Below are 11,553 nucleotides of genomic sequence, written 5' to 3' on the forward strand. Positions count from 1 at the left end.
CACGCCAAACAACCACCTTAACCTGCCGACCCACCGTCGACTGAGCGTTTCTTCCAAGCGTTTCGCCAGGACTGCACCATCATTCCCCCGCCGGTGATCAACATCCAGAGAACGCCCATTGCGTTGAGAACCACCACCACCGGCTCAAGCTGCGGCCCCAGCCATTCGCCTTCGTGCAGGCTCATCAGCCAATGGGCGCTGTCCCGACTCACACCGAACCAGTCCCGTGCCACCCGGTAGCTCAGGCCCGTGACGACCGTGGTCATCAGCGGCAGGAGAACCAGAGGCGCCACCCTGCTGTGCCAGCGCCGCAGTCGTGCCATCCAGAGAGCCACCGGCATTAGCTCGTCACCATTGATAGCGTGACAGGAGGACGTCGGGACTGCCCGAAGGATTCACCGATGAACTTGTTCGCTGATCTGCTTGCCTCGACCAAAACCGGCAGCGTGACCGCCACCGGCCCTCGCATTCAGCAGCGTCGTGGGGTTGAGATCAAATCGGCGAGAGAGCTGAAAATCATGGCCAAGGCCAGTCGGATCGTGGCAACAGTGCTGCGGGAGATCATGGAGATGGTCGAACCCGGTCAGACCACCGCCGATCTTGATGCCCATGCCGAGCGGCGCATCAGGGAAATGGGGGCGACTCCAAGCTTCAAGGGTTACCACGGCTTTCCCGCCAGCATCTGCTCGAGCATCAATGATGAGGTGGTGCACGGCATCCCCAACAATAAAAAGGTGATACGCGCGGGGGATCTGCTCAAGGTGGACACAGGGGCTTTTTACGAGGGTTATCACGGGGACAGTTGCGTCACCATCTGTGTTGGTGAAGTGACCGATGAGGCCTCGAACCTCAGCAGAGTTGCCCAGGAGTCCCTGATGGCAGGGCTGGCTCAGATTCGCTCCGGCAACACGCTGCTGGACATTGCCGGTGCCGTCGAGGACCGCGTCCATCAAGGAGGTTTCAGCGTCGTTGAGGACTACACGGGACATGGTGTCGGCCGCAATCTTCACGAGGAGCCCTCCGTGTTCAACTTCCGAACGGATGCTCTGCCGAACGTCAAGCTGCGCCCAGGCATGACACTTGCTGTTGAGCCGATCCTCAATGCAGGGAGCAAGGCCTGCCGCACGCTCCGGGACCGATGGACAGTGGTCACCCGCGACGGCAGCCTCTCCGCTCAGTGGGAGCACACAATTGTAGTGACCTCCGACGGATGCGAGATCCTCACTGACCGTGGCGATTAGTCCACAAAACTCTGTTGTAGGTCAGCCGTCCAAGCTCAATCAGTGGCATCAGCAGCAGAGTGAGTGGATTGGGAGACACGATGACCAGTGGCAGGCCCAGCTCTGCTTGCCAGAGGATCTGTTCTGCCACGAAATCAGCTGACATCACACCGATTGGATTGAGATCCGAACGAAATGGACCGAGCACCAGCTTGCGCAGTTTCGGAAGTCCGTTCCGCTGCTGACGCGGCGCACTCCAGCGCAGGCTCACGAGCTGGCCGATCAAGCGCTTGCTCAATTCATAAGCAGGGCTCAGTGCCGGTTGAATCTCGGCTTCCGATGTGTTCACCCACAGCTCCGGTGGACGTGACTGTTGTGGAAGGTCTCTCTCCACCTGCTCAAAGCGCTGCAGAAGCCTCCACTGGCTGAGAGCGTTGATCTCGAGGGCCATGTTCAGGCTCTCTGGACACTGATCTCCTCCAGGGTTGATGCCGTGGTTGAGCACGAGCACATCGAGATGACTCAGCGTGGAATCCAGTTTCTCCTCCTGTCCGCAGCTCCAGCAGATCCACTCCTGGGGCCCGCTCTGGCTGTTCTGTTCCGTTGGCTTTGGGCGGTGACTCAGGGCGACAACCCAGGCGCCCTTCTCTCTCAAGCGGCGCGTCAAGGCACGGCCCAGGGCTCCACCTGCACCTGTGATTCCCACTCTTCGTCCCACCCAGCTCCCTGCGACGGAGGTTGGGGCAGAAGTCCTTGGCACTGGCTGGGCCATGGCAGTGAACTGGTGCATCCTTGGAACAGCTCGACGGTATGACCTTGTCCAGTCCGTCCGGTGACGCTCAACAGGCGCTGTTCGCTGCATACTGCGGCGGGCTTCGTCGAGAGCAGGCGTTGCGAGATGCTCTTGATCAGCTTCCGCTGGGCCTGTTTGAAGGTGAGCGTTCCCGCGGTGATGCTCTTCCCCACCGGTACGTGCTGAGCTGGAGCCCGGCCAGTGCTCCGTTACAGGTGTGTCGCTGTGAGTTGCATTTTCAGGAACAGTCCCGGCAACGTTATTCGTTCGAATGCCCGGCGCATCAACTGCTGGACTGGTTGATGCAGGCTTCGGAGGAAGGTCGCAAGGACCTGCCAGACAGCTTCTGGCGGTGGTTATTGCTTGATCGGATTGGGGAGGATCGCTCCCCTTAAATTGAGGGCATCAACCTCAGACCTTCCGGATGGGCTCAACGCTGCTGATCGGATCCTGTGAACCCTTCAGCGGTAAGTCCGCCCTGGTGCTGGGGATCGCAAGACATCTGCGCTCGGAAGGCATTCGGGTCCTTTTCGGCAAACCGCTTGCCACAAGCCTGGACTGGGAGTCCGATCAAGGAGTTCTGCCTTCACCGTTGATCGATGACGATGTCCGTTTTGTTGGAGAGACTCTCGGTCTGCCCCATCAGGACCTCATCCCCTCTCTCCATCTCCTGTCTCCCGAGACTGCACAGCAACGTCTTGCCAAGGGAACCTTGGCAGCCGGGGAGGGTCTCGAGCACCTCAGGACCAGTCTTGAACAGTCAGAGAACAGTGTCACCCTGCTGGAAGCCGCCGGTAATCTCCATGAGGGTCTGCTCTACGGGCTGAGTCTGGTGCAACTGGCCCGCGATCTCGATGCACCGGTAGTGCTCGTGCACCTCTGGGAAGACAGTCGCAGCGTCGATGCGTTGCTGGCCGCCAGTCAACAGCTGGGTGATCGACTGCGTGGAGTGGTGCTGAACGCCGTCACTCCCGATGATGTGGAAAATCTGGAACGTGATGTCGTGCCGTCACTCCTTGCGCTCGGCATCAGGGTGTTCGGTGTGATGCCTCGTTCCCCGCTGCTGCGCAGTGTCACGGTGGGTGAACTCGTGCGTCGGCTCGATGCAAGGGTGATCTGCTGCAGAGAGAAGCTTGACCTGCTGGTCGAGACGCTCAGCATCGGGGCGATGAACGTGAACTCAGCAATGGAGTTCTTCCGCAGGCGCCGCAACATGGCGGTTGTCACAGGAGCCGACCGCACCGATATCCAGCTGGCTGCCCTTGAGGCATCCACTCAATGTCTGATTTTGACGGGCGCGGGAGATCCACTCCCTCAGCTGATCAGTCGAGCGGATGAACTGGAGGTGCCATTGCTCAAGGTCGAGCAGGACACGCTCGGCACCGTTGAAGTGATCGAACAGGCGTTCGGTCATGTGCGTCTGCACGAAGCGGTGAAAGCGACTTATGCCTTCCGGCTTGTGGAGGAACACTGCCGGCTTGCAGACCTGCTCAGCGCCGTGGGACTTGAGCACCTCGCGATCGGCTCAAAGTGATGGTCCCGACAGGGTTCACCGCTGCTAGCGTCTGGTAAAGCCCGCAGGTAGTCATTGAGCCGATCTCTTGATCTTCCTGCAATCGACAGGGTTGACACCCTCGCTCAGGAATTGGCCTTGCTCCAGGACAAGGGAGCTCGGAGAATTGCCATTCTCGGCAGCCGCCATGTTCCTGTGGTCGCGATCCATCTGATCGAGCTGATTGCCCGGTCGCTCGCTCAGGAAGGTCACTCTCTGGTGACATCAGGAGCGCAGGGAGTCAATGCAGCCGTGATTCGAGGCGTTCTGGCTGTGGATGCCTCCAAGCTCACGGTCCTTCTGCCGCAGAGTCTCAGTCGCCAAGGGCCTGAGATCCGTGATCAGCTTGAAAGTGTTCTGCATCTGATCGAGAAGCCTGAACATGATGATCTGCCTCTGCCGATGGCCAGCAGTCTCTGCAATCAGGACATCATCAGCCGTTGTGACCAGCTGATCTGTCTGGCTTTCCATGACAGCGAGACACTGCTGTCGAGCTGCCGGAACGCCGAGGACATGGGGAAGGTCGTCAGCCTGCTGTTCTTCGACTGACGCTCAGGGCGTCGGGGGAGTCGGCAGAACCTGAAGTCTGGTGCCCTCCCGGTTGATCACGAGCACATAATCTCCTGCCTGAAGCGGGGTCTCCACATCCAGAGAGCTGGCGGCCCAGCTTTGTCCATGCCAGCGGACCCTGCCTTCTCCCCCAGGTTCAATCGTCACCAGCACCTCTGCGGTGTCCTCCTTCAACCGCCGATGCCCGGGTCTTGGGTTGCGCCTCGCAGACCAGCGGCTCAGCCAGAGTGTTCCCAGCACCGTGATGAGGCTGAAGAGGATGATCTGAATCCAGGCCGGGAGCGGCAGCAGGGCCGTCAGCACGGACAAGGCAAGACCGGCGAAGACAGCGAACATCAGGCCATCGAAACTCGGCTGCACCAGCTCCACGACCAGCAGTGCTCCCGCCACGAGCAACCAGATCAAAGGACTCCAAAGGGGTGGCATGTCTGGTGGGTTGTTCGCCTTACTTTGGGGACTAACGTCTCCGCAGACATCCATTTGTCATGGAAGCGCTGCTGAGCCTGCCTGCACTGATCCTGATCGCACTGCTCGGCAGTGGCAGTGTCAAGGTCACCAGCGGCGGCAGATCGCGACTGGTCGAGCGACTCGGTAAATATGACCGTGAGCTGCAGCCTGGGCTCTCCATTGTGATTCCCGTTGTCGAACGGGTGGTGAGTCACGAGTCCCTCAAGGAACGGGTTCTGGATATTCCCCCTCAGCTCTGCATCACGCGGGACAACGTTTCTATCGAGGTCGACGCTGTCGTGTACTGGCAGTTGCTGGAGCATTCCCAGGCTTACTACGCCGTGGACAATCTGCAGGCGGCGATGGTGAATCTGGTACTGACCCAGATTCGTGCCGAGATGGGCAAGCTTGATCTCGATCAGACCTTCACCACTCGCAGCGAGGTCAACGAGCTTCTACTCAAGGAGCTTGATGAGGCCACTGATCCATGGGGTGTGAAAGTGACCAGAGTTGAAATGCGTGACATCAATCCGTCACCTGGGGTCAAACAGGCCATGGAGGCTCAGATGACCGCCGAGCGGGAAAAGCGCGCCGCGATTCTCCGCTCCGAGGGCGAAAAGGAAGCTCAGTTGAATGAGGCACGTGGCCGTGCGGAGGCTCTCGTTCTCGACGCCCGTGCTCAGAAGGAAGCGATCCTGCTTGAAGCCGAAGCCCAGGCCCAGCAGCAGGGTGTGATGGCTGAAGCGAAGTCTGAAGCGGCCCGGGTCATGGCCAGGGCTCTTTCCGAGAGCCCCGAGGCTGAAGAGGCCGTCCGGCTGATGCTGGCTGAGAACTGGATGGCCATGGGACAGCGCATGGCTGATTCGCCCGCCGGCAGCGTGCTGATGGTGGATCCCCAGTCACCCGCCTCACTGCTGGCTGCTCTGAAGCAATTCCAGCAAGGCAAGGGCTAGGACGCCAGCAGAGCTTTCACTCCCTCGATGTAGAGGATGCCTGTACACAGCAAAGCACCTGCCCAGCACAGTCCTCTCAATGGAGGAACATTGGCCACATAGGCCGGCAGATAAATCAGTCGCAGCACCGGCTGGAGCAGCGCAGCAGGAACGGCAAGGCCCTGAAGCCCTCCGACCTGGAGCGCGGTGATCAGGGCCAGGAGTGCCGCTGGAGCATGCAATGTGAAGGCTTCAAAGCTGTTCTGATGAGCCCAGCTGGCCCGTTTCCCCCAGTCGGGAAGCCGGTCGAACATGGCTCTAGGAGCTTTCATGTCGGCCAGGGTGAAGTCCGCCTGTGAGCGGGCAGCTCCCAGGGGAATCACGCTTGCGATCACCACCGCACCCGAGAACGCAAGCGACAGGGCGAATGGTGCTGCTGGTGTACCTGTCAGCAGGTCATTGATGAACACAATCAATCAAATCGCGGTTGAAACAATACTGATCGACTGTTGTTCGCTGCGATCAATCCCGCTGCATCATCGAGTCTTTTGCAGTTCTCTTCTTCGTCCTGTCCTGAGGCTGTGTCTGGCATGGATTTGCTGATTGCAGCGCAGATATTCATCGCCATTGATTGGTCGTTAGATCTCAGGTTGAGAGCAGCTCCATGAGCATTGCTACCCTTCAGCCACCGATATCTGATCAATGGCGTCGTATTCATTTGATGTGGTCTCTGACTTTGATCGTCAGGAGCTGGTGAATACGCTTGATCAGGTGCGGAGGGACGTTTCCCAGCGCTATGACCTCAAGGATTCCGGCACGGAGATTGTCCTTGAAGACTCTGCTGTTGTGATCACAACGGCCAGTGATATGACACTTCAGGCTGTCGAAGATATTCTGCGAGCCAAAGCCACAAAGAGAAATCTGTCCTTGAAGATCTTCGATTTTCAGCCGGCGGAAACAGTGGGTGGTAACCGCGTTCAACAGACGGTGCAGCTGAAGAAGGGACTCAGTCAGGAACTTGCAAAGAAAATGAGCAAAATTGTTCGAGACGAGCTCAAGAAAGTCACCGTGGCAATTCAGGGAGACAGTTTACGAGTGACAGGTAAGAGCAAGGATGATCTCCAGCAAGTGATTCAGTTGTTACGTTCAAAAGAAGATGAACTGGATATCCCTTTGCAGTTTGAGAATTATCGCTGACTCTCAGAGATTCAGATTGATCTGGATTCCACCGGCCCAGATCCCTTGCGACTGTCCTTTCCCGCCTGGATTGATAATCCATTGCATAACAGGTTGGATTTGAAGTTCGTCTGATAAATAGAAGGAGTAATTCAATTCCACCATTCCTTCGTAGTCCAGGCCTGGATTGATGGTTGGACTGAAGCTTGTTCGTCCAAATCCAAATGCAACCACATCTAAGGGTCTGCCTGGAATGATTCCCTGGCTCAACCAGCCACCTCCAACAAAGGATGGATACGGATTATTGCCAGGGTCAAAGCTGACCGTGCCAGCGGCCCAGAGACGATTATCCAGCCCAATTGCAACATTCGTTGGCCATGTGAAAGATCCATAAATTCCTCGATTCGTTCCTTCTCCCAAGTCGATTCCGTTGTCAATGAGCAGACGCGTTGATGACAAATAACCCCCGATTTGAACCTCAGGCTGTGGTAGTTGTCTGGCAATATTTTTTTTGGATTTTGGAATGATGATGTCTTCTTTGAGATCAGTTCTTGACAAGAGTGGATTGCTCTTCCATTGAAGGGCTTGAACGCCTCCCTCTACATCAGGAATTCCAGGATCGACGCCAAGGCTTGACGCGATGTTTTTCTGAGGATTCAGGTAGAAATATCCGTATTCCAGGGAGCCGAGAGACTCTGAACTCGCCTGAAGCTTCACACCCGGGGCAACGAAGGGATTGATCGGTACTCCCACAATCAGCAGGTTGAAAGTGTTGTTGAGCACTGAGCTGATGTAGCTGTTCATCGCGGGTGCAGACAGAAAGCCTGGCTCCCCGGGCGAAACCGGACTCAGCGATAACAATCCAAGTTCCGCTTGCCACCAACTTTCCCCCTGGTTTCTGATCATTGAGACTTCAGTGATCCAGGTACCTACAGGGTTCGCAGGGCGAATGCCGCTCCCAGCTCGCTGTTCAGGTTGGAATCGCCGGCATTGTTTGTCAGCTGCAGGTTGAGCTGCCAGTGGTCCAGTTCGTTCCAGTCCTTCCGGTTCTTTGCGAAACCGCTGCTCATGGAAAGGTCGAGCACCACAGTTTGATACCAGCTCGCCGCTGAAGGATGGGCCCCACCGGTGATACCGGTCATCGGCTCAGAGGTGTAGTCAATGCTGAGGTCAAGCCACTCGGGAAGATCAAGCCGCGTGTTGAGTGGTCCACTGCGGCCTGGAGCTCCCAGGAGTGATGAAGAGACCAAAGCAAGCCCTACCAAAAGCCCTCTGAGCTGCCCCCCCAGGCCGGTGGCTTGATGCGGCATGGGGTTCATTTCATGACCTTCCCTGGATCAGGCGACTGCAGCGAAACTTTCGCGGAATGCCTGAATCGTGGCCTCGATGTCTGCGTCCGAGTGAGCCAGTGAGGTGAAACCGGCCTCGAAGGCAGACGGCGCCAGATAAACGCCTCTCTCCAGCATGGCCCGGTGCAGTCTGCCGAAACGATCAGCATCCGTTGCCTTCGCCTCTTCAAAGTTGCGCACAGGCCCCTCACACAGGAAGAAACCGAACATGGCGCTGACACTTCCCGCCGTGATGGACAGACCAGCAGCCGTTGCTGCCTCCTTGATGCCAGCGACCAGTTTTTCAGTGGTTGCGGTGAGTTTGTCGTAGCTGCCAGGCTGTTTCAGGAGCTCAAGAGTCTTGATGCCCGCCGTCATGGCGAGGGGATTTCCGCTCAGAGTGCCGGCCTGGTACATGGGACCGGCAGGAGCCACCATCTCCATGATTTCCCGTCGACCTCCGTAGGCCCCCACAGGCAGCCCTCCGCCGATCACCTTGCCCATGGTGGTGAGATCAGGGGTGACACCGAAATGCGCCTGGGCGCCGCCGTAACTGATACGGAAGCCCGTCATCACTTCGTCGAAGACGAGCAAAGCTCCGTTCTCTTTGGTGAGTTCGCGCAAACCCTCGAGGAACCCAGGCTCAGGCTGGATGAATCCTGCGTTGCCAACGATGGGTTCAAGAATGACACCTGAAATGGCATCGGGGTTCTCAGCAAACAGCTGCTTGACCGCTTCGAGATCGTTGTAGGGCGCGGTGAGCGTGTTCGCGGTGGTGCTGCGTGGAACACCAGGTGAGTCAGGCAGCCCAAGAGTGGCCACACCCGACCCGGCCTTGACCAGGAACATGTCGGCATGGCCGTGGTAGCAACCTTCGAATTTGATGACCTTGTCGCGACCGGTGAAAGCGCGCATCAGTCTCAACACCGCCATGCAGGCTTCGGTGCCGCTGTTCACGAAGCGAACCATCTCCACACTGGGAACGGCGTCGATCACCATCTCCGCCAACGTGTTTTCGAGTGCGCAGGGGGCTCCGAAGCTGGTGCCCTTCTCAATTGTTTCCTGCAGCGCACTGATCACTTCGGGATGGGCATGACCACAGATCGCGGGCCCCCAGCTGCCGATGTAGTCGATGTATTTGTTGTCATCAACGTCCCAGGCGTAGGGGCCCTTGACGCGATCGAAAACGATCGGCTGGCCACCCACAGATTTGAATGCACGCACTGGGGAGCTCACGCCACCAGGCATCAGAGCCTGGGCGGCACTGAACAGCTCCTGGGAGCGACTGGTGTTGAAGCTTGGTGCTGTCACGGGGGCGGAGGCCAAGGGGCCGATGCAAACCGTGCCACATCCTGACCCAAGAACGTGCCAAAACGGCCGATCTGTGTACGAAGCAGGGATTCCGGAACTTGTGATACATGTCAGAGCATCGTGTTTCCGGGCCTGATCATTTCGCGCCTGAACAGCGTCTGAGCTTGATCTGAGGCATTTCCAGGCCGCACGCGGTGTTGGCTGCCGCATTCAGGAATGGCTTGTTTAAGACTGTGACGGATCGACCTTGAACGCAACTTCATCGTCGTTTCCGGTCAGAGCAACCGCCTTGGACTGAACCATTTCCGTTTTGATTTTTGGGCTCAATCAGCGACGAAGCTCCCGTCATCGTCACCGGATTCGTCCTCCAGCTCCCAGGAGAGATCAACGATCACAGGTGCATGGTCGCTGGGTTGTTCGCGGTCGCGCTCGCGTTTGTCGATCTTGCAGCTGAGTGCCAGCTCCTGAAGATCGGAACTCAGATAAATGTGATCAATCCTCCATCCGCTGTCTCGATTCCATGCGCCGCTTCGGTAGTCCCACCAGCTCCAGTGGCCGCTGCCCGATTCGAACAGCCGGAAAGCGTCCTTGAGATCATCCCCGAGCGCTTGAGACAAGGCGTCGCGTTCGGCATCGGAAGCCATGATCCCACCGCTGAGCCGGTCCGGGTCATGCAGGTCTCTGGCCTCCGGTCCGATGTTGAAATCCCCCACAACGCATAGAGGCTCATCCCGTAACTGAGTCGCTCTCAGATACCTCTCGAGGCAGGAAAGCCACTGGAGTTTGTATGCGTACTTCTCGGATTTGAGGCTGGAACCGTTCGGTACATAGAGGTTGATAACCCTGATCCCATCCACCAGCGCACTGATCACTCTTTTCTGTTGGCTCAGCTCTTCGGTCTGCAGATCGGCAGTCAGTTCTCCGGTGAACCCCAGGCGAACGTCTTCCAGTGAATGCCGGCTGACCAGAGCCACGCCGTTGTACGACTTCTGCCCATGGAAGCTGACGTTGTACCCCTTTGCGCGAAAAGACTCCGATGGAAAGAGCGGATCATCGACTTTGGTCTCCTGCAAGGCCAGCAGATCCACATCGCTGTTCTCCAGCCAGCGAAGGACATGATCCAGTCGAGTGCGAATCGAATTGACATTCCAGCTCGCGATCTGCACGGAAGCCCTGCTGCATCTCTTTGGAGACCCTTAGCATCCACCGGTACCGAGGATCTGATCCCATGCAATCGCTCCGCGTGACCTCCGGTCTTGTGATCGCCGTCAGCAGCGCTTTGCTTCCGGTTTCTCCCGCTGCCTATTCCCAGACCACGCTGTCGCAGCCGAGTGGGATTGAGCGCAATGCAGATCGTGACATCTACAACACACTCCCGGGGGAATCCAAAAAGAAGGGTTCCGTGCTCGATGTCACGAATCCGATGGAGCTGATGAGGAACCTGCGTCAGGCCTCATCGATGAACGATGCCACTGACCCTTCCGATGCCATTGACGAGGCGCTCAGGGAGTTGTCGCAGCCTTGAGAGCTCGGCTTGCCGGTTTGTTCCGTGCAGCTTCAAGCGCCCAGCGACGTTCAAGCGTCTTCAGTTCCGCTGCTGACGTCGCGGGATTTCTGTTCAGTTTGATGGCCTTGCGCAGCAAAGCGATGGCAGCATCCCCCTCACCCTGATCCCGTTTGAGAAGGGCGAATGCCAGAAATGGTTCTGGTCGTTGCGAATGGGTTTTGATCAGATCTCGGTAGCGATCCGAAGCGGCTTCCGAGTCACCTGACATGCGGCGCAGATCAGCCATCAGCAGTCCCAGTCCAAGCCGACGTTCAGCGGTTGCGGATTCGAATTGTCCGTTCAGATGTTTGATCAGCTCTTCCTCCCGGTCGGCTTCCAGAGCGAGCAGAGCCGATAAAGTCACCACCTCGAGTCGATCGGGATGCAGGCGCTGCAGAGGTCTCAAGGTGCGAACGGCTGCTTCGCGATCTCCGTTGTCGTGCTGTGCGCGAGCCAGCAGCAGTGACCAGCGCCAGTCGCCGGGGTGGTTCCTGACCTGGCTTCTGAGAATCTCCAGAGTGGATGGCTCGGAAGGGGACGAGTCTTCGCGGATGGTCGCCTGAGGTTCAGTTGCAGGCCAAAAGTTGATCACCATCCAACCCGCAAACACACACAGGCCAGTAACAGCGCCCAGCCTTGCCAGAGTTTCCGTCGTTTGACGCCAGTAGCCCGCCACCG

16 protein-coding genes are annotated in these 11,553 nt (G+C 57.8%); 7 read left to right on the forward strand and 9 right to left on the reverse strand.

The genetic code is table 11. The features are described from left to right. Window positions 1-17: 17 nt before the first annotated feature. On the reverse strand, window positions 18-341 hold the full coding sequence (locus SIB83_RS11735; protein WP_413406023.1) for a PepSY domain-containing protein: 324 nt from the start codon (window positions 339-341) through the stop codon (window positions 18-20). Window positions 342-401: 60 nt separating this feature from the next. Between SIB83_RS11735 and map the strand changes: the two genes are divergently transcribed. Then, window positions 402-1,241 carry a methionyl aminopeptidase gene (gene map / locus SIB83_RS11740; RefSeq protein ID WP_413406025.1) on the forward strand — a complete coding sequence of 280 codons (840 nt, stop codon included), beginning with the start codon at window positions 402-404 and terminating at the stop codon, window positions 1,239-1,241. On the opposite strand, the gene SIB83_RS11745 is transcribed toward map, so the two are convergent. Continuing rightward, window positions 1,222-1,992: an SDR family oxidoreductase gene (locus SIB83_RS11745; RefSeq protein WP_413406027.1), complete on the reverse strand. Its 771-nt coding sequence runs from the start codon at window positions 1,990-1,992 to the stop codon at window positions 1,222-1,224. The two genes, map and SIB83_RS11745, sit on opposite strands and share 20 nt — an antisense overlap. Window positions 1,993-2,012: 20 nt before the next feature. Between SIB83_RS11745 and ebsA the strand changes: the two genes are divergently transcribed. Genes ebsA through SIB83_RS11760 form a run of 3 tightly spaced genes read left to right on the forward strand, consistent with a single transcriptional unit; the run spans window position 2,013 to window position 4,114 of the window. Further along, window positions 2,013-2,408: a type IV pilus biogenesis protein EbsA gene (gene ebsA, locus SIB83_RS11750; RefSeq protein ID WP_413745919.1), complete on the forward strand. Its 396-nt coding sequence runs from the start codon at window positions 2,013-2,015 to the stop codon at window positions 2,406-2,408. A 29-nt stretch (window positions 2,409-2,437) separates the two neighbouring features. Then, complete coding sequence (locus tag SIB83_RS11755) at window positions 2,438-3,547, forward strand: phosphotransacetylase family protein (protein WP_413745920.1); 1,110 nt, start codon at window positions 2,438-2,440, stop codon at window positions 3,545-3,547. Between the two features lie 54 nt (window positions 3,548-3,601). Beyond that, window positions 3,602-4,114: a DNA recombination-mediator protein A gene (locus tag SIB83_RS11760; protein ID WP_413406033.1), complete on the forward strand. Its 513-nt coding sequence runs from the start codon at window positions 3,602-3,604 to the stop codon at window positions 4,112-4,114. Between the two features lie 3 nt (window positions 4,115-4,117). On the opposite strand, the gene SIB83_RS11765 is transcribed toward SIB83_RS11760, so the two are convergent. Continuing rightward, complete coding sequence (locus SIB83_RS11765; RefSeq protein WP_413406035.1) at window positions 4,118-4,561, reverse strand: NfeD family protein; 444 nt, start codon at window positions 4,559-4,561, stop codon at window positions 4,118-4,120. 59 nt (window positions 4,562-4,620) lie between these two features. Here SIB83_RS11765 and SIB83_RS11770 point away from each other — a divergent pair, with 59 nt between their 5' ends. After that, window positions 4,621-5,535 (forward strand): SPFH domain-containing protein, encoded by a 915-nt coding sequence (locus SIB83_RS11770; protein ID WP_413406037.1) that lies wholly within the window; start codon window positions 4,621-4,623, stop codon window positions 5,533-5,535. Here SIB83_RS11770 and SIB83_RS11775 read toward each other — a convergent pair. Continuing rightward, entirely contained in the window at window positions 5,532-5,984 is a 453-nt protein-coding gene (locus SIB83_RS11775; RefSeq protein WP_413406039.1) for an MAPEG family protein, read from the reverse strand. The genes SIB83_RS11770 and SIB83_RS11775 overlap by 4 nt on opposite strands. 232 nt (window positions 5,985-6,216) lie before the next feature. Here SIB83_RS11775 and SIB83_RS11780 point away from each other — a divergent pair, with 232 nt between their 5' ends. Beyond that, window positions 6,217-6,711: a nucleotide-binding protein gene (locus SIB83_RS11780; RefSeq protein ID WP_413406041.1), complete on the forward strand. Its 495-nt coding sequence runs from the start codon at window positions 6,217-6,219 to the stop codon at window positions 6,709-6,711. A 3-nt stretch (window positions 6,712-6,714) separates the two neighbouring features. Here SIB83_RS11780 and SIB83_RS11785 read toward each other — a convergent pair whose 3' ends face one another. The 4 genes from SIB83_RS11785 to xth all read right to left on the reverse strand — a co-directional run bounded on the left by SIB83_RS11785 (window position 6,715) and on the right by xth (window position 10,495). Beyond that, window positions 6,715-7,473 carry a carbohydrate porin gene (locus tag SIB83_RS11785; protein ID WP_413745921.1) on the reverse strand — a complete coding sequence of 253 codons (759 nt, stop codon included), beginning with the start codon at window positions 7,471-7,473 and terminating at the stop codon, window positions 6,715-6,717. A 146-nt stretch (window positions 7,474-7,619) separates the two neighbouring features. Further along, complete coding sequence (locus SIB83_RS11790) at window positions 7,620-8,009, reverse strand: hypothetical protein (RefSeq protein WP_413745922.1); 390 nt, start codon at window positions 8,007-8,009, stop codon at window positions 7,620-7,622. Between the two features lie 18 nt (window positions 8,010-8,027). Further along, entirely contained in the window at window positions 8,028-9,329 is a 1,302-nt protein-coding gene (hemL, locus tag SIB83_RS11795; protein ID WP_413406327.1) for a glutamate-1-semialdehyde 2,1-aminomutase, read from the reverse strand. 323 nt (window positions 9,330-9,652) lie between these two features. Beyond that, the gene (gene xth, locus SIB83_RS11800) at window positions 9,653-10,495 is read right to left on the reverse strand and encodes an exodeoxyribonuclease III (protein WP_413406045.1); all 843 of its coding nucleotides are present in this window, start codon (window positions 10,493-10,495) and stop codon (window positions 9,653-9,655) included. A 62-nt stretch (window positions 10,496-10,557) separates the two neighbouring features. On the opposite strand from xth, the gene SIB83_RS11805 reads away from it, so the two are divergent. Next, on the forward strand, window positions 10,558-10,854 hold the full coding sequence (locus SIB83_RS11805) for a hypothetical protein (protein ID WP_413406047.1): 297 nt from the start codon (window positions 10,558-10,560) through the stop codon (window positions 10,852-10,854). On the opposite strand, the gene SIB83_RS11810 is transcribed toward SIB83_RS11805, so the two are convergent. Continuing rightward, window positions 10,832-11,551 (reverse strand): tetratricopeptide repeat protein, encoded by a 720-nt coding sequence (locus tag SIB83_RS11810; RefSeq protein WP_413745923.1) that lies wholly within the window; start codon window positions 11,549-11,551, stop codon window positions 10,832-10,834. The two genes, SIB83_RS11805 and SIB83_RS11810, sit on opposite strands and share 23 nt — an antisense overlap. Window positions 11,552-11,553 lie beyond the last annotated feature (2 nt).

The organism is Synechococcus sp. MIT S9507 (assembly GCF_047304715.1).
Taxonomy (GTDB): domain Bacteria; phylum Cyanobacteriota; class Cyanobacteriia; order PCC-6307; family Cyanobiaceae; genus Synechococcus_C.